Genomic DNA, 24,658 nt, shown 5'->3' with positions numbered 1-24,658 from the left:
GCGAACAGGCCCAGAAGTTACGCAAGTACCTTATAAGTAGAGGTCATTCCTGATGCCGCGCTACTACTTCAATGTTACTCATGAACACACGCAGATTGACCGCGTCGGCGAGGAGTTGCCAGACAAGCATGCAGCTTGGAAGGAGGCGACTGTGATGGCCGGTCAGACGTTGCAGGGCATTGACGGAAAGCTGGGGCCTGGGCGGGAGTGGAGGATGGAAGTTACAGACGAATTCCGAAACACGCTCTTCGTCCTGCACATCAATGCCGACAAACCTGAGTGACGGTCGTAGATTGGTCAGAAGAACGGCCAGCTTGATGGACCCTCGAAGCTTACCCTCCCAGCAAAGGGGATTGTAAGGACCGCTGTGGATCTTGCCGTTACGAGGATGCTTCGGACGGCCTAGGGAGGCGGCAGAAGCGTTCGCAATTTATCGCTCAACTGGTCGACGGAGAAGGGCTTCCCGATCGCGGGGGCATTCCTGAACTCCTCCTCGAGGGCAGGCCCGCCGTAGCCGGTGCTGAAGAGAAAAGGAATACTCCGCGCGCGCAGGATCCGAGCCGCCGGGAAGACAAGCTCTCCAGCCAGATTTACATCAAGGAGCGCGACATCGACGGATGCGGTCGTCGCAAGTTGGCAGGCCTTTTTCAGATGGGCAGCCGAGGCCACGACTTTCAATCCCAGTTCATCGAGCATGTCTTCGATCATGAGCGCCACCAAGCCTTCGTCTTCGACGAGGAGAACCCTGGCGCCCGACATTTCAGCCATTGGATACTGGGACCTTAACGGGAAATGCAATGCTGCAGCTTGTGCCCTCCGGCTCGAACACCAATTCGAAATTCCCGGCGAGGTCATGTTCTATGCAGCGCTCCATCAACCGCGTGCCGAATCCTCGCCGTTTGGGCGGCACTACAAGGGGGCCCCCGCGTTCGCGCCACTCGCATTCGAGCACGCCTTGCGACCGTTCGCCGTCGACGATCCTCCAGGTGAGCGACACGGATCCACCCCGCGCGGAGAGTGCGCCGTATTTGGCTGCATTGGTTAAAAGCTCGTTCAGCACCATGGTGATACTCAAGGCAGTACGCGGGTCCAAATCGACGTGCGGCCCGCTTGTCACCACGCGCCCGGCCGACACCGGAGCGACGATATCGTAGACCAGCTTCTCGAAAGGGGCATCTTGCCAATTTCGCGCCGTGAGAAGGTCATGCGCGCGGGCCAACGCAAGCAGCCTTCCCGTGAAGGTCGGCAGAAACTCTTCCAGATCGGCAGCATGGCGGGCGGTCTGGCTCGCGAGAGACTGCACCGTGGCGAGCGTGTTTTTCACGCGGTGGTTCAATTCGTCGATGAGAACCTTTTGAGCATTCTCTGCCTGCTTGCGCTCAGTAATATCGACGAGCATGTTGATGGCGCCGACCAATTTTCCCTCCGAGTCACGCAGCGGGGTCGGATAGGGAATGAACGGCACACGTCTGCCGTCCGGACGCTCAGCAACAGCCTCGGCACCGCGAACCGGGCGATTCTCGCGTAGAGCCACAGCCATCGGACATTCATTGTGCGGAAGGGGTGAGCCGTCCGGCCAGTAAAGTTTCCAGGTTACGCACCATTCGTTGCCGGGCTGGGGGGTTCTGCCCGCCATTTCGACCGCCGCCCGATTGAAGAAATTGATGCGACCCTCGGCGTCCGTCGTATAGATTGCGGCGGGCAATGCCTCAAGGAGATCACGCATGCGCTGCTCGCCTTCGCGCAAACGGTCCTCCAACTGTTTGGCCGTGGTGACGTCCTGGGCAACCCGCACGCCATAAAGGAAGCGACCGTCCGAACCTCGCACCGACGAACTGAAAATATCAAGATGGCGCACGGACCCGTCAGGTCGGAATACGCGCTTGCGGGTGGTGTAGTTCTCGATCTCGCCGCGGACTTGCCTCGCATATAGCTCGGCGTCATCCGCCCGATCATCCGGATCGGTGTATTCCAGGAAGGTCATTCCAAGCAGTTGGTCGCGCGAACGGCCTGTCATGCGGCATATGAAATCATTCACCCGCAAGAAGCGCCCGTTCTCGTCTGTCTCGGAGATGCCGACGCTCGCAGCCTCATAGGTGGCTGCGAGACGGGCTTCACTGACTTGTCGTGCCTCTTCGGCAGCATGCAGTTTCGAGATGTCGATGGTGAAGCAGCGCGTATTGACGAACTTGCCGTCCACGAAGCGGCTGTTGGATGTAATCAGAACATGCTTCACTGAGCCGTCGCGCGCCCGCAAACGCGCGGGATAGCGATCAAGCGGCTCCCCGCATGAAAGGCGCTGTAGGATGTCACCGATGACCGGAGCGTCGGCATGAAACTCCGCGATGTGGCGGCCAATGTACTCCTCGGGTCTGTACCCGAGCAGCTCTAGTTCGGCTTTGTTAGCTCGGAGAATAATGCCCTCGCCGCTGACGATATGAAGGCCCACGGCGCCATTTTCGAAGAAGTCCTCCAGGTCCTGCTTCGTCCGGCGGACTTCCTCCTCGATCTGCTTGCGTCCCGTGATGTCTTGGAAGCAGTTGATCGCGCCCTGGATCCGGCCGGAGCGGTCGCGCAGCGCCCGGATGTTGACCAAAGCGGTGAAGCGAGAGCCGTCCGGTCGCGCCATGATGACTTCGGCATTGCGCGTGGCTGCGCCCACCTGGATGGCCGTGGCCATCGGGCAGTCGCTGTGGGAAAGCGGGGTTCCATCCAGGAGATAAAGCTGATGGGAGCCGCAGAAACGCTCCTTCTTAGCCGGGTCCGGGGTCCGGCCCCACAGTTCAACTGCCTCAGTGTTGTAGGCGACGAGCAAGCCTTCTGCATCGCAGAGGTAGACCGCGCCAGGAATAGCGTCGAGTGCGGCATCACCGGCCGCGACCAGCGCGTCGAACTCCGTCGGTTGACGACGAGCAGAGACCGGAAAGTCCTCAATATTGGACATGAAGGCATCTCTCGGGGCGAGAGGAGCGAAGGCCACCGACGTCGGCCAACTATTTGAAGAGGGAGATGGGGCGGACTCCCCCGCTGGGCCGCCGAACAAGCCCCAACGTCTCGTGCATCAGATGGTTCCCTAATACCAGACCGAAAGCGGCTTTGCGATAGCTACTAAGGTAACTCTTTTGCGGCGAGCGTCATTATCGGCCCGCGAGCCTTGCTTGCTAGTGGCACGAATAAAGCGTGGGCGGTCACATGGACACCAGCACAACGGGGTGGTACAAAGCAGCTAAGAAGAGCGTCGATAAGTAGTTGATTTTGCTGTGATCTTATGGCGGCGGGCCCAATCCTTTCCTGGGCACCATCTCCTACTCAAGCGATTGAAATCGCTTTTGCAGGGAATTTGAGTTGCTGACCGGTACTCAAAACCGAGGCACGGCGATCGCAGGCGATCTGGAGGCTGGCTTCAGTCGTTCAGGCAAGCGCTACGCGCCGACGTCCACCGCGCTCGCGGCCGAAGCCGTCATCGCTATGTGGGAAAAGGTCGGCAAAGCTGATGACCCCAAGCGCCTAAGAGGTCTCAATGCTCGTTGACCGCGGCGCCGAGCTTGATCAGGCTCAGCGAGCGGTTCGCGGTCTCGCGCAGGCGGCAGTAGCTCGCGCTGCCCCGGTACATGCCGGGATCGACCTTGTCGAAGACCGCGCAGAAGCCATCACGCGACGCGGCGAAAGTTTTCTGCGAGTCATTGACCGCCTTGATCGCGTCGGCGAACCCGCCGGCCTGAACCTTCTTTAGCGCCTCATTGGTTTTCTGCGTCCAAATGGCGAGTTCGCGCGCCGCGCAGGCTTTCCATTTGGCGACATCGTCATTCGCGCCCTCTGCCGCTTTGATGCAGGGGTCGGCGACGAGCCCAACGCACGCGCCGCCGAAACCGCCGGTTTTCTCCGCGGTCTTCAGGCAGCCATCGATCACCGCAAGTTCGGCTGGCGCGATGCCTTGGGCGAAAGCCATCGATGCGATCGGGAGGCTTGCGGCGAGCATCGCGACGGCAAGTTTGAGCTTCATTGGAGATCTCCGTTCGACGCATCGAAAATATGGAACAGAACACCACTGCGAGCGCATGAAGCTCAGCGAGACGGTAGACCGGCGGATGTGGCGGAAGGGCCGGACGGCGAGTGCGAAGGGAAAACGAGGGGGTATGCGGCTTCGGCTACGCCCTCTCCAATCAATGCCTTTGATGTGCCTTGACCTGACTTACGGGATTTTCGACCAATAGGTGATACATGCAACTTTGGTCATCGAAGGCCCAGCGTTGGTTCACCTGAATGTGGAACAGGAGCTACGCTGACGAATAATGACGGCGGGACCGCTTAAGGCACGCACTGGCGATCTCCACGCTGCGCGGTCGCGGTCTCGCGGGCCTCCATTTGGACAACTGAAGGTGACGATCGAGTCTTTTCCTGGGCACCACACCCAACCCAGGTCGTTGAATCGCTCCCGCCGGTGAGACCACCTCCGCCCCCGAAGCCGGTGACTGCGCCGCCGCCGCTGCCGAAACCGGTAGCTGAAGCGATTTCGGGCATTTTCCAGCAATGCCATTAATAACAGCTCGGGGATGAGACGATGCAGGTCCGCTTCGAAGATTTCCAAGTGTAAACAGCTGCTTGGGAGACCTCGGAAGCCCGCCGTTGAGCGGAATTTCATTCCGCCAATCCCCCCTCGGTTGCATCGTCCGAATTTACCCCGCTTTAGACAAACTAGCTCTTAGTCAGCGGGCAGGCTCGCATCCGGCCGTCGGCGAGCGCGGAGCCATCGGGCTCGCTTTATCGTGGGGGAAGCGGTGGATCAGCATCAGGTCTGGCACGAGCCGGCATTCGACAAGGCTGCGAACGCGATCAGCCCGTTTCTCCTGAGATCGGGAATTTATCTGTTCCTGATCTCGTTCATCTGCCTGTTCTACGTCTTGAACGCGCCGCTTCTGCTCGGCCATTACGATCTGGGCTGGCATCTGGCGGCCGGAGATATCATCCGGGAGCGCAACGCCATCCCGCTCCACGACCCCTGGTCGTTCACCCACGGCGACAAGCCATGGCTCAATCTGTCCTGGCTCTGGGACGCGCTTGCCAGTGCGACGTTTCAATACGCAGGCTTTGGCAGCCTCGTCCTGCTGACGGTGGCCTGCGGCGCAGCGATCGTCGGCATCCTGACCGCGATCTCTCTCGGCTACGGCGCGTCGGCGATCGCGGTCTGCGTCTCGGTCTTCTTGGCCTGCCTGCTCTATCCCGCTTACGAAGCTTCGCCGAACATGTATCTCGCGGTCTCGCCGAATACATGCACGATGTTGTTCTGCGTCGTCTTCTATCGCGAATGCCTGCGACGAACGCGATGGTTCGTGCTTCCCGTGTTGATGGTGCTCTGGGCCAATCTGCATGGCGGTTTTCTGCTCGGCTTTTTCGTGATCGGCGTCTTCTGCGGCGGCGCCGTGCTCAGAGGGGCCTGGGCCGAGCTCCGGATCCTTGCTCTCGCGGGGATCGGGTGCCTTGCCGCGACCTCCATCAATCCGCTCGGCTGGAATATCTATGCCGGTGCCGCCGCGACGATGGGGCACTTCGTCCAGGGCAATATCGGCGAATGGCTGTCCTACTATCACAACATGGAAATGCCGGGCAGCATTCCCGGCATCCTGTACATGCTGGCCTTCGTCGCGCTCGAGCTTCGCTACAGAAACTCCAGACCGATCCCGCTCGAGCCGAGATTGATGTCCTGGCTGTTTCTGATTCTGGGACTGTATCAGTTCAGGTACATCGCTTTCTTCTTCATTTTCTCGACCGCGCCGATGGCGCTTCACCTCAGCCGCTTGCTGCCTGAGCGTCTCACCGGTCGGGACGTGAGGGGAGCGTTGCTGGCCGCCGGCATCGTCGGTCTCGGCACCCTGCCGATGGCCTATTTGAACGTTGCACCGGCGCTCGCACTTCCGCCGATGCTGTCGAGTGAAGATGCCGGCTATCTGCGAAAGCATCTCGCAGGTCGGCGGGTCCTGAACAATTGGAACGTCGGCGGCTACCTGATCTTCGCGACGCACGGCACCGTCCCCCCATTCGTCGACGGTCGCGCCGCGACCGCCTATCCGGACGATTTGCTGCGCGACTATTTCAAGCTGGTGAGCTGGGAGATCGACGAAGCCGCGTGGGACATGGTGCTCGACAAATACCGGATCGACGCCGTGCTGTGGGTCAAGGCGCACGAACAGCTGCGGCGATTTCTGGTGGAGCGGCGAGGCTGGCGCGAGCAATACACCGGCGCTTACGAGACCGTTTACGTCAGGCCGCAATCCGGTTTCGCCGGCGAAGCCAAAAGACAATGACGACCAGCGCCGCGGCTCTGTATGACCAGCCGCGCCTGATGCTTGCGCCGGCGGCTGCCAGCGGATACATCGCGGCCGGCCCTCGCCAGCGTCTGTGCCGGGGATTAGCCTGCAAAGCGCACCGATTCGATTGAGGTTTGAAACGCCATGACCGTACGCCTGCACCGCGGCGACCTGCCCGATCTGTCCCGCTATACCGGAGCGGTGGCGATCGACACCGAGACCATGGGCCTGAACCCGCATCGCGACCGGCTCTGCGTGGTGCAGCTCTCACCCGGCGACGGCAGCGCGGACGTGGTGCAGATCCCCAAAGGTCATACCGACGCGCCGAACTTGAAGGCGCTTTTGGCCAATCCCGCGAACACGAAAATCTTCCACTTTGCGCGGTTCGACGTCGCGGTGCTGTACCAGACGTTTGGTGTCATGACCGGGCCGATCTACTGCACCAAGATCGCCTCCCGCCTGATCCGCACCTATACCGACCGCCATGGCCTCAAGGACCTCGTGCGCGAGGTGCTCAATGTCGACCTCTCCAAGCAGCAGCAATCGAGCGATTGGGGTTCCGACAGCCTGACCGAGCCGCAGCTCGCCTACGCCGCCTCCGACGTGCTGCATCTGCACGGCTTGCGCGAGCGGCTCGATGCCATGCTGGCGCGGGAAGGCCGCACGGCGCTGGCCAAAGCCTGTTTCGACTTCCTGCCGACCCGCGCTTTGCTCGATCTCCAGGGCTGGGCCGAAGAGGACATTTTCGCGCATTCCTAGAGTTTAGCGCGGCGGCCAAGCTGGGCGGTCGCCCCGTTTCAGACACTTTCGTAACGGCCTGTCGCGGGCTGCATATTTTGGCGTTGCCGGCTACAATGGGGCGCCCGCCAGCCGGACAAGGCGAGCGACACCTCAGGAGCCCAGGTGAATTCGGCCCACAATGTCACCTACGACGCCGCGCTCGCGGCGAAGTTCGCCAGCGCGGCGCGCCACAGCCGCCTGGTGCGGATTCTGCGCATCGCGGTGCCGACGACAGTGGCCGCGGCCATGGGTCTGCTCGTCCTCATCTCGACCATTTTCAACCCGTTCCAGATCCCCGTGAAGCTCGACTCCGGAAATCTCGTGGTCACTGGCACGAAGATCACGATGGAATCGCCGCACATGTCCGGCTTCACGCCGGACCAGCGGCCCTACGAGCTCTGGGCCAAGACCGCGACCCAGGACATCACCGATCCCGATCATGTCGATCTCCATGATTTGCGCGCGAAGGTGCTGATGGAAGACCAATCGACCCTGTTCCTCGATGCCCGCACTGGACGGTTCGACAACAAGCAGCAGCAGCTCGACCTGCACAAGGACATCTTCCTGCGCACCTCGACCGGCTACGAGGCGCGGCTGAACTCGGCCTTCGTCGACATGGGCAAGGGCACGGTCTCCTCGGACGAGCATGTCGACGTCAAGCTGACCAACGGAACGCTGACGGCCGATCGGCTGCGGATCACGGAAGGCGGCGACGTCATCCGCTTCGAAGGGAATGTGGTGATGCACCTCGACAAGCTGGACGATCCTGCCGCCACTCAGCCCGCGCCGACTGAACCCGCGCCGGCTGCGAAGACACGTACGCCCCAGAACAAGTCCGCCAATTCAAAGTGATTTTCATGATCAGGTTTTTTCCGCGCAACGACGGCAAGCGGCGCGTCATCCCGGGTGCGGCCGCGCTCGCCGTCGGCATCGCACTGGTCGCAACGGGTGCGGCGATCGCGCAGAGCACGATGCAAGGCGTGCCCAACGCGATGCAGGGCTTCTCGCAGAACCGCGATCAGCCGATCCAGATCGAGGCCGCCTCGCTCGAGATGCGCGACAAGAAGAAGGAAGCGACGTTTTCCGGCAATGTGAAGGTCATTCAGGGCGACACCACCATGACCTCGAAGACGCTGGTGGTGTTTTACGATTCGGGCGGCGACAAGCCGGCCGCGCCACAGCCTGCGGCAAAGGCGACCAAGGGGGCGCCGATGCAGTCGGCGACGCCGGGACCGGGCGGCAACTCCTCGATCAAGCGACTGGAGGCGCGCGGCAATGTCGTCGTCACCCAGAAGGACCAGGTGGTCACGGGCGAGACCGCCGTGTTCGACACCCGCACCAACCTCATCACCATGCTCGGGGGCGTCGTCTTGACGCAGTGCAAGAACGTGCTGCGCGGCGACCGGCTGGCGGTCGACATGACCACGGGCGTGTCGCGTGTGGAATCCGATAGCGGCCGGGTGCAGGCGCTGCTGCCGCAGGGCGGCGGCAATGATTGCGGATCCGGAGGCGCGGGCAAGCCCGGCGCGGGACCTCTGCAATTGCCTGGCGCAACTAAACCCAAATAAGTCAGCGTAGACCCAAGCCCGTCAAAGTAAATTTGAAGAATGATTTCAGACGCTTGGGTCGATCATCGCCGATCCGAGGTTGAAGCTTGCGCGCCGAGACTGTATCTAGCGCGAAGGGCTTTCGAAGCGGGGTTCGCCGCTTTTCGGGCGTGTTTCACTGGGCATGAGACATCCCTTCATTCATGCTGCGTCGGCGAATCCTGAAGCCGGCGTGGCAGATCGCGCGAAGACCGCGCAGGATCGTCGCGAAAGGCTAGAAGGCGGGGATGGTCGATCTCTTCAGCATGTTCCGTCGGCGCCCCGCCAAACGCGGCCGGCCAGGATTTGCGCGCCAGGACATCACCGCGCTCGCTGACAGCGTCGGCGGCCTCGTGGCCAGCCCTGTCAGGGACGCGCCGCCGATCGCCCGTAACCAGCCGATGCACGCACCCGATCAGTTCCAAGGGGACTATCAAGCCGAGCAGCCCCGGGCCCAGGCGGTTCATCCCGTGAGGGCTGCCGGCAGGCCCAACGGTTCCGGCGGGCCTCAGCTCTTGAAGCGGCCGGGCTTCCTGGCTGTGCATAGCGTGGAAAAGAGTTTTGGCAGCCGCCAGGTCGTGCGCGGCGTCAGCATCTATGTGCGCCGTGGCGAAGCGGTCGGCCTGCTCGGCCCCAACGGCGCCGGCAAGACCACCGTGTTCTACATGATCACCGGCCTGATCAAGGCCGATCGCGGCGCGATCGAGCTCGACGGCCACGACGTCACCAAGCTGCCGATGTATCAGCGCGCGCGGCTCGGGATCGGCTATCTGCCGCAGGAGGCCTCGATCTTCCGCGGTCTCACCGTCGAGCAGAACATCCGCGCCGTGCTCGAAGTGGTCGAGCCGTCGCGCAAGAAGCGCGAGCAGCAGCTCGACTCGCTGCTCGACGAATTCAACATCACGCGCCTAAGGAAATCGCCGTCGATTGCGTTGTCCGGCGGTGAGCGGCGCCGCGTCGAGATCGCGCGCGCACTGGCGACGCGTCCGAACTACATGCTGCTCGACGAGCCCTTTGCCGGCATCGATCCGATCGCGGTCGGCGACATCCAGGACCTCGTCCGCCATCTCACCAACCGCGGCATCGGCGTGCTGATCACCGACCACAATGTGCGCGAGACGCTCGGCCTCACCGATCGCGCCTACATCGTCTATGCCGGTGAGATCCTGACCGAGGGGAGCCCGGATGAGATCGTCGCCGATCCGGACGTGCGCCGCCTTTACCTTGGCGAGGAATTCCGCCTCTAGCCCGTTTTTCCAATTCGTCAAGACGTGTACATCGGGCTTGGACTAGGATAAGCAAAAATCGGACCAACTTTTGGGATCGGTTCTTGCTTCATGGCGCTTTCGCAGAGATTAGAGTTCCGGCAATCGCAGTCGCTGGTCATGACGCCGCAGTTGATGCAGGCGATCAAGCTGCTGCAATTGTCCAATCTCGATCTCACGACGTTCGTCGAAGAGGAACTCGAGCGTAATCCCCTGCTGGAACGGGCCAATGACGAGCCGCCCGCGGGCGAGGGCCCGGCCGAGACCGGCCAGTTCAATGACAGCGACGGCGGCCACAACGACGAGCCGGGCGGCGGCCCGGGCGAAGCCTTCGAGCCCGGCCAGGAAGAGTGGATGAGCAAGGATCTCGGCACCCGCGCCGAGATCGAGCAGACCATGGACACCGGGCTGGACAACGTCTTCTCCGAGGAACCGGCCGAGGCGGCCGCGCGCAACGCCCAGGATGCGGCGCCGACCACCTACACCGAATGGGGCGGCGGCGCCTCCGGTGACGAGGACTACAATCTCGAAGCCTTTGTCGCCGCGGAGACCACGCTCGGCGACCATCTCGCCGAGCAGCTCTCGGTTGCCTTCACCGGGGCCGCGCAGCGCATGATCGGCCAGTATCTGATCGACCTCGTCGACGAAGCCGGCTACCTGCCGCCGGATCTCGGGCAGGCCGCCGAACGGCTGGGCGCATCGCAACAGGACGTCGAGAACGTTCTTGCCGTACTGCAGAAATTCGATCCGCCCGGCGTCTGCGCGCGCAATTTGAGCGAATGCCTGGCGATCCAGCTCCGCGAGCTCGACCGTTACGATCCCGCGATGCAGGCCCTGGTCGAGCATCTCGACCTCCTCGCCAAGCGCGACATCGGAGCCTTGCGCAAGGTTTGCGGCGTCGACGATGAGGACATCGCCGACATGATCGGCGAGATCCGCCGGCTCAATCCCAAGCCCGGCATGAAGTTCGGCACGGCCCGGCTCCAGACCATGGTGCCCGATGTCTATGTCCGCCCGGGACCCGATGGCGGCTGGCATGTCGAGCTCAACAGCGACACCTTGCCGCGCGTGCTGGTCAACCAGACCTACTATTCGCAGCTCTCGAAGAAGATCGGCAAGGACGGCGACAAATCGTATTTCACCGATGCGCTTCAGAACGCGACCTGGCTGGTGCGTGCGCTCGACCAGCGCGCCCGCACCATCCTGAAAGTCGCAACCGAAATCGTGCGCCAGCAGGACGGCTTCTTCATCCATGGTGTGGCGCATCTGCGACCGCTGAATCTGAAGGCCGTCGCCGACGCCATTCAGATGCATGAATCCACGGTGTCGCGCGTCACCGCCAACAAATACATGGCGACCAATCGCGGCACGTTTGAGCTGAAATATTTCTTCACGGCCTCGATTGCATCGGCCGATGGCGGCGAGGCTCATTCGGCCGAAGCCGTGCGCCACCACATCAAGCAGCTGATCGATGCGGAGGCGCCCTCCTCGATCCTGTCCGACGACACCATCGTGGAACGCTTGCGCGGCTCGGGCATTGATATCGCCCGCCGCACGGTCGCGAAGTACCGCGAAGCCATGCGCATTCCTTCCTCGGTGCAACGCCGTCGCGACAAGCAGAGCGCTCTTGGTAACGTCGTCTCCACCGCCATGGCCGATCGCTCCCGCAATCCCGAACCGGCCTGATTGCGCCGGCGCGAAATCGCGCTACTCTCGATCTGCTATCGGGCCCAAATCCAGGCCAGGCACGAACCAAGTGAGGTTCACATGACTCTCCGCATCTCGGGAAAGAGCGTCAACGTCGGCGAGGCCCTGCGCGGCCGCGTCAACGACCGGACTGAAGAGGTCCTGCGCAAATATTTCGACGGCAATTACTCTGGTCACATCACGCTGAGCAAGGACGGCTTCGGCTTCCGCACCGACTGTGCGCTGCATCTTGATTCGGGAATCACGCTCGAGGCCGATTCCAACGCACCGGACGCCTATGCCAGTGCCGACCAGGCGCTGGTGATGATCGAGAAGCGGCTCAAGCGCTACAAGAGCCGGCTCAAGGATCGCTCCGCCCGCAAGGCCCATGTCGCCTCCGCGGCGCTGGCCGCGATGGATGCCACCAGCTACGTGCTGGAGGCACCGGGCGAGGGTGAGGATGAGGACGAGATCACCGGCTACAGCCCCGTCATCATCGCCGAGGCCACCACCTCGCTGAAGCCGCTGTCCGTGAGCGAAGCGGTCATGGAACTCGACCTCAGCGGGGCGCCCTGCCTGGTGTTTCAGCACGGCTCCTCCGGCCGGGTGAACATCATTTACCGCCGGGCCGACGGCAATGTCGGCTGGATAGACCCCCCGGGGGTCAAGACGGACGGCAAGGTGGGTGGCAAGGCGTGAGGCCGTCGGGCGACGCTCTGGGGGCCCCGCGCCGGGGCCCCTTTCCGCCTTAACAATGACCGGGGCAAAGCTGCACGCGGGAGTTGGCACCGGGATTGCGTTGGAGTAGAAGCCCCCCACATCAGGGGCGAGCTAAGTCCGCCTCCTGCTTCATCTTCTTGACGTCGGCCCGCCCAGGTTCTTTGTCCAGGCTGGCCAATTCGGAACCTGACGTTTTCATTCACCTCGGAAAACTTCCATGCCGATTACCGATCTGGTCGCGCCCGAGGCGATTCTCCCGGCATTGAAGGTCAACAGCAAGAAGCAGGCGCTTCAGGAACTCGCGGCCAAGGCCGCCGAGTTGACCGGGCAGAACGAGCGTTCCGTGTTCGAGGTACTCCTGCAACGCGAGAAGCTCGGCACCACTGCGGTCGGCTACGGCGTCGCCATTCCCCACGGCAAGCTGCCCAAGCTGGAAAAGATCTTCGGCATGTTCGCCCGCCTCGATCGCCCGATCGATTTCGAATCGATGGACGGCCAGCCGGTCGATCTCGTCTTCCTGCTGCTCGCCCCCGAAGGCGCCGGTGCCGATCACCTCAAGGCGCTGGCCCGCATCGCCCGCCTGCTCCGCGACCAGGACATCGCCAAGAAGCTCCGCGCCTCGCGCGATGCCCAGGCGATCTATTCGGTGCTCGCGCTGCCGCCGGCGACCGCGGCGTAACTCCCCTCCTTCTTGCAGGATAAGGCCCGATCGATTCTGGCACCTGGATTGCGCGGCGCGCAGCAATCTCGTCATGCTCATCTTGATCTCGAAGGTAGAAGACGCGAATATCTTCCCGTTTGAGACGTAGGGCATAGGGGCGGCCCTCACATCGTTAAGGGCCGTTCGCCGTTATGGACTGAGTGCACGTGACTGGGAATGGAAGGGCGCCGCTGCACATCGGTGCCGGGGCGGAAGAGCGGCCCGCGGCCGTGCTTCAGGGTGGTCAGCTTGGCGCCGGACTGCATACCGCAGCGGACTCCGATGCATATGAAAGCGCGATCTGGAAAGCGCCAAGCGCCGGCGTGGAACGGCTGGCCAGAAACGTGATCCGCAGCTCGATCACCCTCAACGTGGTCGCATCAATGGGTGTTCTTCACCCCGCATTACTACCTTCAGAGTGGAGCTATGTGCAGCAGGCGGTCGCGCTGCTGATGTGGATCGTCTCGATCTATGCCAGTGTCTTCGTACGGCCGCGGGTCCGGATCCAGCCCAATCCAGATCTCATCGCGTTGGTCACATTTTATGCCCTCGCGGCCGTTTCCGTTCTCTGGACCACGCTTTCCATCGCAGCGATCATGAAGAGCGTTGCACTTGTGGTGACGACTTTCGGTGCGTATTGCCTCATCACGCGTATCGACATCGACGAGATCGTCGGATCCACGGCGCTTGGGCTGTTCGTTCTGGTCGCCGCCTCGGCGTTGTGCGCCGTCTTCGTGCCCGAGATCGGCGTCGACCAGAGCTGGATGCACAACGGCCAGTGGCAAGGAATCTACGAATCGAAGCAGACGCTCGGCTTTATCAGCGCATATCTGATGTTCTTTGCCTGTTATCAGAAGATCACGGGGCAGGGATGGATTGCATTCCTCGTGTCGCTTGTTCTGGCATCGACCTGCGTCATCGCCTCGGAGTCGCGTGGTGCCGGCGCTGTCGCATTCGCGGCGGGCGGGCTGCTCGTGACTTCCATGTGGTCGATCCGCTGCATGAAAATCTATGCGGTGTTGCCACTCATCATGTGCATCCTGGCCGCTCTGCTGATGCTGTATTTTTACGTGACGGGGTACGATTCCATCCATCTCGGCGAGGCGACCGTCGATTTGACCGAGCGGACCTTCATTTGGCAGTACGCCATCGGCCATTTCAACGATGCGCCGCTGCTGGGCTTCGGCATCAACGGATTCTGGACGCGCCCCGCGATCTACGACTATTTCAACCAGAATCATGGCTGGGTGCTCGACAATTATCATAGCGGTTACATCGCGGTCGCGATTGAAACTGGATTTCTGGGATATTTGCTGTTCGTCACGAGCGTTTATCTGTTCTCGGAAAAGGTCCTCTATTTGATCGCCACCCGGTCGATCGATCGGTATCACTGCGCGCTGATCATCGGCTTCGTCGTCCTGAGCTTTCAATCGAACTTCACGGAGACGATGTTTCTTCGCTCGACAATGTTCACGTCGGTGCTGCTCGTCGCATTCTTCTTCGCAGTGTGCAGGCCGGTGCCCCAGCAGGGGCCTGCAGCAATGACGGGGCAAACAGGATGAATGCCATCCGCGTCCGCTGGACGATAGCCTTTCGTCTTGTCTTGGCACTATCCGTGCTTCCGATCTGCTTCCGGACCGAGGCAGCCGGACAGGCCAACACGCCCCCTGCTCCAAAATTGGGGCGCGGCATCAACATCCTCGGCTACGACGGCGTCTGGGAGGGAGGCCGAAACGCGCCATTTCGTCTGGACAACCTCACTGCGATCAGACGCGCCGGGTTCTCGCACGTTCGGATAAATTTCTTCGGCTTTAGATTCATGAATCCGGAGAAGGTAATGGATGAAGTCGTCTTGAGGCGGCTCGATGGCGTCATCGAGGAAGTGCTCGCCCGAAATCTCATCCCCATCCTGGACGAGCACGATACCCATGTTTGTCAGCGCGACATCTCCGAGTGCACAGACAAGCTGAAATCGTTCTGGACCCAAATCGCCGCGCGCTACGCCGGGAAATATCCAGCACTTGTCTTCGAGGTCCTCAACGAGCCGGGCGGGCAGATGTCGTCCACCGGCTGGAACGGCCTTCTGAACGAGTGCCTCAGCATCATCCGCGCCACCAATCCCCGGCGGACGGTCATCGCTTCGGTTCTCAACGTCGACGAGATGCCGGTCGAGGACCTGGTCCTGCCGTCGGATGACCGGAATCTGATCGTCACGTTTCACTATTACGCGCCGATCCGTTTCACCCATCAGGGCGCACCGTGGTCGCCCACATTCTCGCGAATCGGCCCGCTCGACTGGGGTACCCCGGAGGATAAACAGAAGGCCCGCGCCGATTTCGAGAAGATTCGGTCCTGGTCCCAAAGAGAAAAGCGCCCGATCTATCTCGGCGAGTTCGGCGTGTACGAGGCCGCTCCAGCCGAAGCACGGACCAGATATCTGTCATTCGTGGCGCGGAGCGCAGAGCGGCTTGGCTGGGCTTGGGCCTATTGGCAGTTCGATCATGATTTCGCGGCCTTCGACAGCGCGCGTCAAGCCTGGAAGCCGGACATCCTGCGGGCACTGCTTCCGGCCGGGCGTTGAGGTGCATCCGGGACGCGAGCCATCGCCGCACACTGCCTCATTGCGAGCGAGCGAAGCAATCCAAAATCTTGCCACGGAAAGATTCTGGATCCCCCAAAGCAAACGGGCACGCCTTCCTGCGAAGGCATGCCCGCTTGAAACCCTATTCGTGCGACGCGCGCGTGCTCAGTGCACGCTCACCGCTTGCAGCTCGTTGCTCCAGGCGTTGGCGATTGCGGCTTCGCGGCTGTCGGTCAGCATGATCGGCGTGCCGTCGGCGGCGTGGAGCGCGAAGAGCTTGAGGCCCGGCGCGATCTTCGGCGCTTCGGGAAACAGGCCCGGCACATCCTCAGAGCGGATCTGCTTCACATAGGCGATATGGCCTTCGCCGAGGGTTGCCAGCGTTTCCGGCGAGACGTTCTTGGCTTCGTATTCGAACGCAACGTGACCTTCACTCATGGTCTCGACTCCTCTCTCGAAACTAAGCGGTCGAGTCCGCTACTCGTTCCATTATTCGTGCTCATTGATAGCGATTGTCTTAACGATCCTCTCCGGTTCCGGCCGGGCAAGATCGATCGCCAGCAATCCGTTCTTCAGATCCGCACCCAGCACCAGCATCCCCTCCGCCAGCACGAAAGTGCGCTGGAAGTGGCGCGCGGCGATGCCGCGATGGATGTATTGCCGGGTCTTGTCGTCCTGCTGCCGCCCGCGAATGACGAGCTGGTTTTCCTCAATGGTTACATCGAGTTGGTCGCGGGTGAATCCGGCGACCGCCAGCGTGATCCGCAGACGCTCGGGCTGGCCCTCCGACCGGTCGCACCTCTCGATATTGTAGGGAGGGTAACCGTCGGCGCCTTTGACAACCCGATCGAGCACGCGCTCGATCTCGTCGAAGCCCAGAAGGAAGGGACTGGAAAGCATGGGAACACGAGACATAGTTTACAAAGTCCTCTCGAAGCGACTTTGGTGCATCAGGGCCCGTACAGGCACCCCTTGATCAGCAATATGGGCATATCCGCGTGTGGGTTCAAGGACGTAGCCGGGGCTGTGGACTGGCAGCTCACCCGCAAAAGCTGACTTGTCGCCATGGCGCGAAACGCCTGCCACAAGCCGGCCCGACGAAATTGCGGTGTGATTTTTCTCAACAAAAACAAACCCCCTTCTACTGTGCATGGGGTTGTTTTCGCGTTTTTTAATCGACGGCCCAGCGGAACCCGATCAGGCCTCGATCCGCGTCCGCCCATCGCCGCTGAACAGATGCAGCTTTTGGCGCATTGCTGCGACGCGGATCTTCTCGCCGATCGGAGGCGCCTCTGAGCCGGGAATGCGGACGATGACCTCGCCGGGCGGCAGTTCGCCGGGGTTGGCGGCGATGCGCTGCTCGTCCTGAGCCCGCGTGCCGTAAACGAAGGTTTCAGCGCCGACGCGCTCGATCGCTTCCACGGTGAGCGGAAGGGCGACGCCGCCGGCCGGGCTCTGGTCGGTGATGACGAAATCCTCCGGGCGAATGCCGAGGATGCCGGCGTCGGTGCTGCCGAGCTGCGACTTGATCTCGTCGGCGCGAATCGACATCAGATTCATCGGTGGCGCGCCGATGAAGGAGGCGACGAAAGTCGTCGCCGGCTTCTCGTAGATCGCCAAGGGATTGCCGACCTGCTCGACCTGGCCGCCATTCATCACCACGAGAATGTCGGCGAGCGTCATCGCCTCGAGCTGGTCGTGGGTGACGTAGATCGACGTGGTGTTGAGCCGGCGCTGCAATTTGCGGATCTCGACCCGCATCGCGATGCGGAGTTTGGCGTCAAGATTGGAGAGCGGCTCGTCGAACAGAAACACCTTCGGCTGGCGCACGATGGCGCGGCCCATGGCGACGCGCTGGCGCTGGCCGCCGGAGAGCTGGCGCGGCTTGCGCTCCAGCATCGAGGTGAGCTCGAGCACGCGGGCGGCTTCGTCGACGCGGGTCTTGACCTCGGCCTCCTTCATGCCGCGGTTGCGCAGGCCGTAAGCCATGTTGTTGAAGACGCTCATATGCGGATAGAGCGCGTAGTTCTGGAACACCATCGCGATGTCGCGGTCGGCGGGCTCGATCTGGTTGACGATGCGGCCGCCGATGTCGATCTCGCCGCCGGTGACGGTTTCGAGGCCTGCGACCATGCGCAGCAATGTCGACTTGCCGCAGCCGGAGGGCCCGACCAGCACGCAGAACTGGCCGTCGCCGACATCGACGTTGACGCCCTTGATGGCCTCGAAGCCGCCGGGATAGGTTTTGCGGACGTTGCGCAGGGTGACGTTAGCCATGGGATTTACTTTTCCGTCTCCACGACTCCGCGCACGAACAGTTTCTGCATCACGACGACGACGAACACCGGCGGCAGCATCGCGAGCACGGCCGTCGCCATCACGATCGGCCATTCGGTCAGCGCGTCGGTGGTGGTGATCATCTTGCGGATGCCGACCTGGATGGTCTGCATGTCGTCGCGGGTGGTGATCAGCAGCGGCCAGAGATATTGATTCCAGCCGAGGATGAAGAGGATCACGAACAGCGCCGCCATGTTGGTGCGCGACAGCGGCAGCAGCGTATCCCAGAAGAAGCGCAGGGGACCGGCGCCGTCGATGCGCGAGGCCTCCAGCAGCTCGTCCGGCACCGTCATGAAGAACTGGCGAAACAGCAGCGTCGCGGTGGCGGAGGCGATCAGCGGCAGTGACAGGCCCGCATAGCTGTCGAGCATGTGCAGATCGGCGACGATCTTGTAGGTCGGATAGATGCGCACCTCGACCGGCAGCATCAGCGTGATGAAGATGATCCAGAAGATCGGCATCCGGAAGGGAAAGCGGAAATAGACGATCGCGTAGGCCGAGATGATCGAGATCGCGATCTTGCCGACCGCGATCAGCAGCGCCATCACCAGCGAGTTCAGCATCATGTTGCCGACGGGCTCGCGGGTCGATCCGCTCGTGCCGACGAAAATGGTCTGGTAGTAGACCTCGAAGAAATGGCCGCCCGGCAGCAGCGACATTTGCCCGTTGGCGATCAGCGCGTTGTCCTGGGTCGAGGCGACGAACGCGATGTAGACGGGGAAGGCGACGACCGCGATCCCGATCCAGAGGATGATGTGGGCGATGTTGCGCCGGAAGCCCTCTTCCTCGACCATCAGTAGGTCACCTTGCGTTCGACGAACCGGAACTGGATTCCGGTGAGCACGATGACCATGACCATCAGGATCACCGACTGCGCCGCCGAGCTGCCGAGATTGCCGCCGAGCAGGCCGTCGGAATAGACCTTGTAGACCAGCGTGACCGTCGACGTTCCGGGGCCGCCGCGGGTCATCGTGTCGATGATGCCGAACGTGTCGAAGAAGGCGTAGACGATGTTGACCACCAGCAGGAAGAAGATGGTCGGCGACAGCAACGGGAAGGTCACGGTCCAGAACCGCCGCATCGGACGGGCGCCGTCGATCGCGGCGGCCTCGAACACGCTCTTTGGGATCGCTTGCAGGCCGGCGAGGAAGAACAGGAAATTATAGGAGATCTGCTTCCACGCGGCGGCGAGGATGATCAGCGCCGCGGCCTGGTCGCCGTCGAGCAGCGGATTCCAGTCGACGCCCATATTGCGCAGATAGCGCGAGAGCACGCCGAGCGAGGGATGCAGCATGAAGATCCAGAGCACGCCGACCACGGGCGGTGCCACCGCATAGGGCCAGATCAGGAGCGTGCGGTAGAGCATCGAGCCACGCAGCGGCTTGTCCGCCATCACGGCGAGCAGCAGCGCAAAGGACAGCGACGAGACGGCGATGGCGAACGAGAACAAGAAGGTCCGGACGATCGCCTCGAAATAGGCTGCGTCCTTGAACAGCTCGACGTAATTCTCGAACCAGACAAAGGTGGTCGACAGACCGAACGCATCCTGGAGCAGGAAGGACTGGATCACCGCCTGCAGGGCCGGCCAATAGAAGAAAATCAGGACGATCGCGAGCTGCGGCGCAACCAGCGCGTACGGTAACAGTCTTGACTGGAAGATGGCTTGCTTTTGCATGATGCCAGCAGAGCGGCAGGCCGGGTCGCGGCCTGCCGCTCATTGCCTCACTTGACGGCGGTCTTTTCGAACTGCCGCAGCATCGTGTTGCCGCGCTCGACGGCGGCATCGAGCGCCTGCTTGGCGCTCTTCTTGCCGGCCAGCGCTTGCTCAATCTCTTCCGACCAGACGTCACGCAGCTGCACCATGTTGCCGAGGCGCAGACCGCGCGAATTCTCGGTCGGCTCCTTGTTGGTCAGCTCGAGCAGCGGGGTCTCGAGATAGGGCTGATCCTTGTAGAAGCCTTCTTCCTTCGCCTTGGCGTAGGCCGCCTTGGTGATCGGCAGGTAGCCGGAGGCCTTGTGGATGTAGACCTGGCGATCGGTGTCGGAGAGGAAGGTCAGGAATTTCGCGACGCCCTTGTATTCCTCGGCCGACTTGCCGCCCATCACCCACAGCGAAGCGCCGCCGATGATCGAGTTCTGCGGTGCGCCCTTGACGTCGGGATAATACGGCATCGGCACGGCGGTGAAGTTGAACTTGGCCTGCGCCTTGACGTTGCCGAAGAAGGCCGACGAGGTCAGGTAGATCGGGCACTCGCCCGAAGTGAAGCGGCCTTCGCCGGTGTTGGTGCGGCCGGCGTAGTCATAGGTCTTGGTCTTCTGCAGCTCGACCAGGGTTTCGAGATGCTTGACCTGAAGCGGTCCGTTGAACTCGAGCACGGTGTCGAAGCCGTCGAGGCCGTTGGCCTTGCTGGCGAGCGGCACGTTGTGCCACGCCGAGAGCTGCTCGAGATTGACCCAGGTGATCCAGGAGCCCGAGAAGCCGCAGGTGTCATGACCGGCAGCCTTCAGCTTCTTGGCGGCCTCGAACGTTTCGGGCCAGGTCTTCGGGATCTCTACGTTCGCCTTCTTCAGCTCGTCGAGGTTCACCCACATCACGGTCGAGGACGAGTTGAAAGGGAAGGACAGCATCTCGCCCTTCGACGTCGAATAATAACCGGTGATGGCGGGCAGGTAGATCTTGGGGTCGAACTTCTCGCCGGCGTCGGCCATCAGCTTGTAGACGGGCTTCACGGCGCCGGTCGCGGCCATCATGGTCGCGGTGCCGACTTCGAACACCTGCATGATGTGCGGGGCGTTGCCGGCGCGGAACGCCGCGATGCCGGCGTTCATCGTATCGGGATAGTTGCCCTTGTAGGTCGGGATCACCTTGTAGTCGCTCTGCGACGCGTTGAAGTCGGTGGCGAGCTTGACGATGACGTCGTTGTTGGCGCCGGTCATCGCGTGCCACCACTGGATTTCGGTCACGGCCAAGGCCGGCGAGGCCGATAGTCCAACCGTGAGTGCAATAGCGGCAGCCGCTCCAAAATGTCGAAGAGCCATCAAGTAAACCTCCCTTGGGCCGTCAAAAATGATCGCTTGCGCTAGCAGCGCCATATGACGTTCACATGACTGTGTAAGCGGCCGAAACGAAAGCGGCAAGCGCTGGAAAAGGGAAGCCGTCAAATAGGCGAATGCCGCGCGCGCAGCGTCCTCCGTTCGCGGTGCACAGAGCGCCCGCACCGCACTGCGGCATTGCCGTGGGATGTGGAAGGCGAGGGCGCTAGCGCTTGCGCTCGGGGCCGCAGACAGTGCCCTGCTCGACCATCGCGTCGATCTCGGACCTGGAGTAGCCGAATTCGCCCAGGACCTCGGCGGCGTGCTCGCTGAATTTCGGCGGCAGGCGCCGCAGGCTCGGCTTGCTGCGGTCGAGCCGGATCGGCGACGCCACGCCCTTGTACCAATCCTTCTCGATAATATCGCCGCGCGCGATCGTGTGCGGGTTGGTCAATGCCTGGTCGATCTTCTGCACGGGGCCGGCGGGCAGGCCCGCGGCGAGCAGGCGATTGCACAGCGGCTCGGCCTCGTGCTGGCTGAACACGGCGGCAAGCTCGGCCCGCAGCGCCTCGCGATTGCCGATGCGATCCTTGTTGCGCGCAAAGCGCGGATCGGTGCCGAGCTCGGGCTTGCCGATCTCCTTGGCGAGCTTGCGGAAGGTGCCGTCATTGCCGACGCCGATGAAGATGTCGTCGGTCTTGGTCGGGAAGATCGCATAGGGCACGAGGTTGGGATGCTCGTTGCCGGTGAGCGACGGCGGCTTGCCATGCATGAAATAATTCGCGGTGTGCGGATGCATGATGGCGAGACCGGTCTCGTACAGCGTGGTCTCCAGGAACTGGCCCTGGCCCGAGCGCTGCCGCTCCGACAGCGCCATCAAGATGCCGATCGCCGCATAGAGGCCGGTGCCGATGTCGACCAGCGGCACGCCGATCCGCATCGGTCCGCTCTCGGGCGAGCCGGTCGCCGCGATCATGCCGGTCATGGCCTGGATGATGGCGTCATAGCCGGGATTGCCGCCGCGCGGGCCGTCGGCGCCGAAGCCGCAGATCCGGCAATGCACGAGGCGCGGAAATTTCTCGCGTAACACCTCGTTGCCGATGCCCCATTTCTCCAGCGTGCCCGGCTTGAAGTTCTCGATCAGGACGTCGGCGCTCTCCAGCATCTTGAGCAGCACGGTCCGGCCGCCCTCGGAGGCGAGGTCGAGGCCGATCGAGCGCTTGTTGCGGTTGATGCCGATGAAATAGGCCGCGTCTTCCTCGTGGAAGGGAGGGCCCCAGTCGCGTACCTCGTCGCCTGCGGGCGGCTCGACCTTGATCACGTCGGCGCCATGGTCGGCGAGGATCTGGGTGCAATAGGGGCCGCCGAGCACGCGCGTCAGATCGATGACGCGCAGGCCGCTCATTGCACCCATGGCAGCTCCAGAACTGGCGGCTTCAGTCATGCCTTCGCGTCCCCTGTGTCGGTATTGATCACAGGCCTAACGAGGTTCGTCCGAGCCGGCAATGGCTTCGCGCGTAGGGCGTCATGCAGGCCGCTCGTCGCAATCCCGCGGGATGGCAAATCAAGGGAGGCGGCCGGCCCGAGGGGTATCTCGGGCCAGCCGCTTCAGCTAACCGATCAGACGACCGTCAGACGGACGTCGACATTGCCGCGCGTCGCGTTGGAATACGGGCACACCTGGTGCGCCTTCTCGACCAGCGCCTCGGCTTCCGCGCGGGCGAGGCCCGGCAGCGAGACGGCAAGGTCGATGTCGAGACCGAAGCCGCCGGCCGCGCGCGGGCCGATGCCGACGGTCGAGGTCACGGAGGCGTCGGCCGGAACCTTGGGGCCGCCCTGCGAGGACACGAACTTCATCGCGCCGATGAAGCAGGCGGCATAGCCCGCAGCAAACAGCTGCTCGGGATTGTTGCCGGCGCCGCCTCCGCCGCCGAGCTCCTTCGGCGTGGTGAGCTTGACGTCGAGCGCGCCGTCGAGGGTCGCGGCATGGCCGTCGCGGCCGCCGGTGGCCTTTGCGCTGGTCTTGTAGAGGACGTTCACTGACATTTTTGTCTCCCTGTGTTTTCGGGGTGGGGGCGCCATCTTTATCGCAGGCAATTAGATTGCGCGCAATTGAAATTATAGCGTCTCACATTTAATTGTTCGCAATTGAATGTAGCGACGGCCGGCCCCAGAATGGAGCAAGTCCTGTGAGATTCTCGATGCCCCGGAAACATTCGGCAGCGGACGCGCCGCTGCGCCTCGACAACCAGATCTGCTTCGCGGTCTATTCCGCCGCGCATGCGTTCAACCGCGTCTACAAGCCGCTGCTGGACCGGCTCGGCCTGACCTATCCGCAATATCTGGTGATGCTGGTGCTGTGGGAGCGCGACGACGTGCCGGTCAAGAGCATCGGCGAAAAGCTGCACCTGGATTCGGGCACGCTGACACCGCTGCTCAAGCGGCTCGAGGCGGCCCACCTCGTCAAGCGCACGCGCTCGAGCGAGGACGAGCGTCAGGTGCTGATCGCGTTGACGCCGCAGGGCCAGGCCTTGAAGGACAAGGCGCGGGCCGTGCCGCAATCGATTCTGGCGGCATCGGACTGCTCGGTCTCGGAGCTTGTCGCGATGAAGGACGAGATTGTGGCGTTGCGCGATCGGTTGAATGCGGTGATCGGGGAGTAGGGTTAGAGGTGCGCTCTTAGGACAGCCGCTTCTTTGTGAAGGCTCGGCCGGAGTGAGACTTCAGGTAGGCTTCAAAAGCGAGCGCTTTGTGCTTGTCAGGGAAGGCGCAGTACCAGATCAGCTTCCAAGGCTTGAACTTGGCAGTGTGGGTGGATTTGCCAGCATTGTGCTCTGGAAACCGGCGCTTCAGATCTTCCGTAGCCCCAACGTATTCCTGCTCGGGAAATTCGATGCTGCGGAGGATGTAGACGTACCACATTGACGATTATCGCCCGGGCAGCCGCTGCGTGGGAGTCTCACCAGTCCGTCTTCGCCCTTCGGGCTTCGCCGGACACCACGCTTCGCCCTTCGAGCTCCGCGCGGCTGCGCCACGCGTAGCCCGAAGGGCGAAGCGTGGTGGAGCCAGGCGGGATCGAACCGCCGACCTCTTGCATGCCATGCAAGCGCTCTCCCAGCTGAGCTATGGCCCCTTAACCGTCCGACGCGCCTTGGGCGACGCGTCGGGAAAGACCCAGAACCACAGTTCTGGAATTATCTCAAGTCTCTTCGTCACCGCCGACATCACCAATGATGTCGGTGACGTCCTCATCGCCTTCTTCGTCGTCGGCGATAAAGGTCGAATCATCGTCGTCATCGTCCTCGATAGTTTCATCGACTTCGATGTCGTCCTCGGATTCGGGCACGACGGCCTTGACCTTGCCGGTGTTCTCCTCGGCATCGGCCTCCTCGAGCGAGACCTCCTCGACCTCCGCCGGCTCTGGCGTGGCGTCGGCGGCAGCGGCTGCGTGACGGGCTTCGGCACCGCGGGGTGCGCGAGCCGGCGCGATGGGCGCGATCGGCACGACTTCACCGGTATAGGGCGAGATCACCGGATTCTTGTTGAGGTCATAGAACTTTTTGCCCGTGGTCGGGCAAATACGTTTAGTTCCGAGTTCGGACTTGGCCACGGCAGAGGAATCCTGGAAATGTCTGAAAAGCGGTGCTTCACTTGGCTAGTTGGCG

General features: G+C 62.3%; 26 protein-coding genes and 1 tRNA gene. 13 read left to right on the top strand and 14 right to left on the bottom strand.

Features of this window, described 5'->3' with window-relative positions:
• The first annotated feature begins 52 nt into the window (after positions 1-52).
• Complete coding sequence (locus IVB36_RS31340; RefSeq protein WP_247394136.1) at positions 53-283, top strand: hypothetical protein; 231 nt, start codon at positions 53-55, stop codon at positions 281-283.
• Positions 284-402: 119 nt separating this feature from the next.
• On the opposite strand, the gene IVB36_RS31335 is transcribed toward IVB36_RS31340, so the two are convergent.
• Positions 403-768, bottom strand: a complete 366-nt coding sequence (locus tag IVB36_RS31335) for a response regulator (protein ID WP_247394133.1) — start codon at positions 766-768, stop codon at positions 403-405.
• Positions 761-2,944 (bottom strand): PAS domain S-box protein, encoded by a 2,184-nt coding sequence (locus tag IVB36_RS31330; protein WP_247394130.1) that lies wholly within the window; start codon positions 2,942-2,944, stop codon positions 761-763. The genes IVB36_RS31335 and IVB36_RS31330 overlap by 8 nt, the downstream gene beginning before the upstream one ends.
• 401 nt (positions 2,945-3,345) lie before the next feature.
• Between IVB36_RS31330 and IVB36_RS31325 the strand changes: the two genes are divergently transcribed.
• Positions 3,346-3,531 carry a hypothetical protein gene (locus IVB36_RS31325; protein WP_157642950.1) on the top strand — a complete coding sequence of 62 codons (186 nt, stop codon included), beginning with the start codon at positions 3,346-3,348 and terminating at the stop codon, positions 3,529-3,531.
• On the opposite strand, the gene IVB36_RS31320 is transcribed toward IVB36_RS31325, so the two are convergent.
• The gene (locus tag IVB36_RS31320; protein ID WP_245288424.1) at positions 3,518-3,979 is read right to left on the bottom strand and encodes a lysozyme inhibitor LprI family protein; all 462 of its coding nucleotides are present in this window, start codon (positions 3,977-3,979) and stop codon (positions 3,518-3,520) included. The genes IVB36_RS31325 and IVB36_RS31320 overlap by 14 nt on opposite strands.
• 799 nt (positions 3,980-4,778) lie before the next feature.
• Here IVB36_RS31320 and IVB36_RS31315 point away from each other — a divergent pair.
• From IVB36_RS31315 to IVB36_RS31270, 10 genes are all read left to right on the top strand, one after another.
• A complete protein-coding gene (locus tag IVB36_RS31315; RefSeq protein WP_018455739.1) occupies positions 4,779-6,302 on the top strand; it encodes a hypothetical protein in 1,524 nt (507 codons plus the stop codon).
• A 147-nt stretch (positions 6,303-6,449) separates the two neighbouring features.
• Positions 6,450-7,064 carry a ribonuclease D gene (locus IVB36_RS31310; protein WP_007598566.1) on the top strand — a complete coding sequence of 205 codons (615 nt, stop codon included), beginning with the start codon at positions 6,450-6,452 and terminating at the stop codon, positions 7,062-7,064.
• Positions 7,065-7,208: 144 nt separating this feature from the next.
• Positions 7,209-7,937, top strand: a complete 729-nt coding sequence (gene lptC, locus IVB36_RS31305; RefSeq protein ID WP_018455740.1) for an LPS export ABC transporter periplasmic protein LptC — start codon at positions 7,209-7,211, stop codon at positions 7,935-7,937.
• Positions 7,938-7,942: 5 nt separating this feature from the next.
• A complete protein-coding gene (locus IVB36_RS31300; protein WP_026233014.1) occupies positions 7,943-8,653 on the top strand; it encodes an LptA/OstA family protein in 711 nt (236 codons plus the stop codon).
• A gap of 266 nt (positions 8,654-8,919) precedes the next feature.
• Entirely contained in the window at positions 8,920-9,918 is a 999-nt protein-coding gene (gene lptB / locus IVB36_RS31295) for an LPS export ABC transporter ATP-binding protein (RefSeq protein ID WP_018455742.1), read from the top strand.
• Between the two features lie 90 nt (positions 9,919-10,008).
• On the top strand, positions 10,009-11,622 hold the full coding sequence (rpoN, locus tag IVB36_RS31290) for an RNA polymerase factor sigma-54 (protein ID WP_247295847.1): 1,614 nt from the start codon (positions 10,009-10,011) through the stop codon (positions 11,620-11,622).
• Between the two features lie 81 nt (positions 11,623-11,703).
• The gene (raiA, locus tag IVB36_RS31285; protein WP_026233016.1) at positions 11,704-12,321 is read left to right on the top strand and encodes a ribosome-associated translation inhibitor RaiA; all 618 of its coding nucleotides are present in this window, start codon (positions 11,704-11,706) and stop codon (positions 12,319-12,321) included.
• Positions 12,322-12,559: 238 nt separating this feature from the next.
• Entirely contained in the window at positions 12,560-13,021 is a 462-nt protein-coding gene (gene ptsN, locus IVB36_RS31280; protein WP_018455745.1) for a PTS IIA-like nitrogen regulatory protein PtsN, read from the top strand.
• A gap of 449 nt (positions 13,022-13,470) precedes the next feature.
• On the top strand, positions 13,471-14,604 hold the full coding sequence (locus IVB36_RS31275) for an O-antigen ligase family protein (RefSeq protein WP_247394156.1): 1,134 nt from the start codon (positions 13,471-13,473) through the stop codon (positions 14,602-14,604).
• A complete protein-coding gene (locus IVB36_RS31270; RefSeq protein WP_247295991.1) occupies positions 14,601-15,623 on the top strand; it encodes a glycoside hydrolase family 5 protein in 1,023 nt (340 codons plus the stop codon). The genes IVB36_RS31275 and IVB36_RS31270 overlap by 4 nt, the downstream gene beginning before the upstream one ends.
• A gap of 165 nt (positions 15,624-15,788) precedes the next feature.
• On the opposite strand, the gene IVB36_RS31265 is transcribed toward IVB36_RS31270, so the two are convergent.
• The 8 genes from IVB36_RS31265 to IVB36_RS31230 all read right to left on the bottom strand — a co-directional run bounded on the left by IVB36_RS31265 (position 15,789) and on the right by IVB36_RS31230 (position 23,039).
• Positions 15,789-16,061, bottom strand: a complete 273-nt coding sequence (locus tag IVB36_RS31265; RefSeq protein ID WP_007598581.1) for a DUF1150 domain-containing protein — start codon at positions 16,059-16,061, stop codon at positions 15,789-15,791.
• A 51-nt stretch (positions 16,062-16,112) separates the two neighbouring features.
• Entirely contained in the window at positions 16,113-16,538 is a 426-nt protein-coding gene (locus IVB36_RS31260; protein ID WP_026233018.1) for an Hsp20 family protein, read from the bottom strand.
• A gap of 282 nt (positions 16,539-16,820) precedes the next feature.
• Positions 16,821-17,900 (bottom strand): sn-glycerol-3-phosphate import ATP-binding protein UgpC, encoded by a 1,080-nt coding sequence (locus IVB36_RS31255; protein WP_018455749.1) that lies wholly within the window; start codon positions 17,898-17,900, stop codon positions 16,821-16,823.
• Between the two features lie 5 nt (positions 17,901-17,905).
• Positions 17,906-18,754: a sn-glycerol-3-phosphate ABC transporter permease UgpE gene (gene ugpE / locus IVB36_RS31250; protein ID WP_247394129.1), complete on the bottom strand. Its 849-nt coding sequence runs from the start codon at positions 18,752-18,754 to the stop codon at positions 17,906-17,908.
• On the bottom strand, positions 18,754-19,635 hold the full coding sequence (gene ugpA, locus IVB36_RS31245; RefSeq protein WP_018455751.1) for a sn-glycerol-3-phosphate ABC transporter permease UgpA: 882 nt from the start codon (positions 19,633-19,635) through the stop codon (positions 18,754-18,756). The genes ugpE and ugpA overlap by 1 nt, the downstream gene beginning before the upstream one ends.
• Positions 19,636-19,682: 47 nt before the next feature.
• Positions 19,683-20,999, bottom strand: coding sequence for a sn-glycerol-3-phosphate ABC transporter substrate-binding protein UgpB (ugpB, locus tag IVB36_RS31240; RefSeq protein ID WP_247338287.1), 1,317 nt, complete (start codon positions 20,997-20,999; stop codon positions 19,683-19,685).
• 220 nt (positions 21,000-21,219) lie between these two features.
• Complete coding sequence (locus tag IVB36_RS31235) at positions 21,220-22,437, bottom strand: CaiB/BaiF CoA-transferase family protein (RefSeq protein WP_026233020.1); 1,218 nt, start codon at positions 22,435-22,437, stop codon at positions 21,220-21,222.
• Positions 22,438-22,613: 176 nt separating this feature from the next.
• Complete coding sequence (locus IVB36_RS31230; RefSeq protein WP_007598424.1) at positions 22,614-23,039, bottom strand: organic hydroperoxide resistance protein; 426 nt, start codon at positions 23,037-23,039, stop codon at positions 22,614-22,616.
• Positions 23,040-23,194: 155 nt separating this feature from the next.
• On the opposite strand from IVB36_RS31230, the gene IVB36_RS31225 reads away from it, so the two are divergent.
• The gene (locus tag IVB36_RS31225; protein WP_018455754.1) at positions 23,195-23,656 is read left to right on the top strand and encodes a MarR family transcriptional regulator; all 462 of its coding nucleotides are present in this window, start codon (positions 23,195-23,197) and stop codon (positions 23,654-23,656) included.
• A gap of 16 nt (positions 23,657-23,672) precedes the next feature.
• Here the strand turns inward: IVB36_RS31225 and IVB36_RS31220 are convergent, their stop codons facing one another.
• The 3 genes from IVB36_RS31220 to IVB36_RS31210 all read right to left on the bottom strand — a co-directional run bounded on the left by IVB36_RS31220 (position 23,673) and on the right by IVB36_RS31210 (position 24,603).
• A complete protein-coding gene (locus tag IVB36_RS31220) occupies positions 23,673-23,915 on the bottom strand; it encodes a GIY-YIG nuclease family protein (RefSeq protein WP_018455755.1) in 243 nt (80 codons plus the stop codon).
• 135 nt (positions 23,916-24,050) lie between these two features.
• A tRNA-Ala gene (locus IVB36_RS31215) sits at positions 24,051-24,126 on the bottom strand.
• 66 nt (positions 24,127-24,192) lie between these two features.
• Positions 24,193-24,603 carry a TIGR02300 family protein gene (locus IVB36_RS31210; RefSeq protein WP_007598417.1) on the bottom strand — a complete coding sequence of 137 codons (411 nt, stop codon included), beginning with the start codon at positions 24,601-24,603 and terminating at the stop codon, positions 24,193-24,195.
• Positions 24,604-24,658: the final 55 nt, after the last annotated feature.

It is taken from the genome of Bradyrhizobium sp. 35, assembly GCF_023073215.1.
Lineage (GTDB): Bacteria > Pseudomonadota > Alphaproteobacteria > Rhizobiales > Xanthobacteraceae > Bradyrhizobium > Bradyrhizobium canariense_D.
This window is presented reverse-complemented; position numbering and strand designations above follow the sequence as displayed.

Coding starts and splice junctions, on each gene's coding strand:
- IVB36_RS31340 (WP_247394136.1), top strand. CDS start 53: ATGCCGCGCTACTACTTCAATGTTACTCATGAACACACGCAGATTGAC.
- IVB36_RS31335 (WP_247394133.1), bottom strand. CDS start 768: ATGGCTGAAATGTCGGGCGCCAGGGTTCTCCTCGTCGAAGACGAAGGC.
- IVB36_RS31330 (WP_247394130.1), bottom strand. CDS start 2,944: ATGTCCAATATTGAGGACTTTCCGGTCTCTGCTCGTCGTCAACCGACG.
- IVB36_RS31320 (WP_245288424.1), bottom strand. CDS start 3,979: ATGCTCGCCGCAAGCCTCCCGATCGCATCGATGGCTTTCGCCCAAGGC.
- IVB36_RS31310 (WP_007598566.1), top strand. CDS start 6,450: ATGACCGTACGCCTGCACCGCGGCGACCTGCCCGATCTGTCCCGCTAT.
- IVB36_RS31300 (WP_026233014.1), top strand. CDS start 7,943: ATGATCAGGTTTTTTCCGCGCAACGACGGCAAGCGGCGCGTCATCCCG.
- lptB (WP_018455742.1), top strand. CDS start 8,920: ATGGTCGATCTCTTCAGCATGTTCCGTCGGCGCCCCGCCAAACGCGGC.
- rpoN (WP_247295847.1), top strand. CDS start 10,009: ATGGCGCTTTCGCAGAGATTAGAGTTCCGGCAATCGCAGTCGCTGGTC.
- raiA (WP_026233016.1), top strand. CDS start 11,704: ATGACTCTCCGCATCTCGGGAAAGAGCGTCAACGTCGGCGAGGCCCTG.
- ptsN (WP_018455745.1), top strand. CDS start 12,560: ATGCCGATTACCGATCTGGTCGCGCCCGAGGCGATTCTCCCGGCATTG.
- IVB36_RS31270 (WP_247295991.1), top strand. CDS start 14,601: ATGAATGCCATCCGCGTCCGCTGGACGATAGCCTTTCGTCTTGTCTTG.
- IVB36_RS31265 (WP_007598581.1), bottom strand. CDS start 16,061: ATGAGTGAAGGTCACGTTGCGTTCGAATACGAAGCCAAGAACGTCTCG.
- IVB36_RS31260 (WP_026233018.1), bottom strand. CDS start 16,538: ATGTCTCGTGTTCCCATGCTTTCCAGTCCCTTCCTTCTGGGCTTCGAC.
- IVB36_RS31255 (WP_018455749.1), bottom strand. CDS start 17,900: ATGGCTAACGTCACCCTGCGCAACGTCCGCAAAACCTATCCCGGCGGC.
- ugpE (WP_247394129.1), bottom strand. CDS start 18,754: ATGGTCGAGGAAGAGGGCTTCCGGCGCAACATCGCCCACATCATCCTC.
- ugpA (WP_018455751.1), bottom strand. CDS start 19,635: ATGCAAAAGCAAGCCATCTTCCAGTCAAGACTGTTACCGTACGCGCTG.
- ugpB (WP_247338287.1), bottom strand. CDS start 20,999: ATGGCTCTTCGACATTTTGGAGCGGCTGCCGCTATTGCACTCACGGTT.
- IVB36_RS31235 (WP_026233020.1), bottom strand. CDS start 22,437: ATGACTGAAGCCGCCAGTTCTGGAGCTGCCATGGGTGCAATGAGCGGC.
- IVB36_RS31230 (WP_007598424.1), bottom strand. CDS start 23,039: ATGTCAGTGAACGTCCTCTACAAGACCAGCGCAAAGGCCACCGGCGGC.
- IVB36_RS31225 (WP_018455754.1), top strand. CDS start 23,195: ATGCCCCGGAAACATTCGGCAGCGGACGCGCCGCTGCGCCTCGACAAC.
- IVB36_RS31220 (WP_018455755.1), bottom strand. CDS start 23,915: ATGTGGTACGTCTACATCCTCCGCAGCATCGAATTTCCCGAGCAGGAA.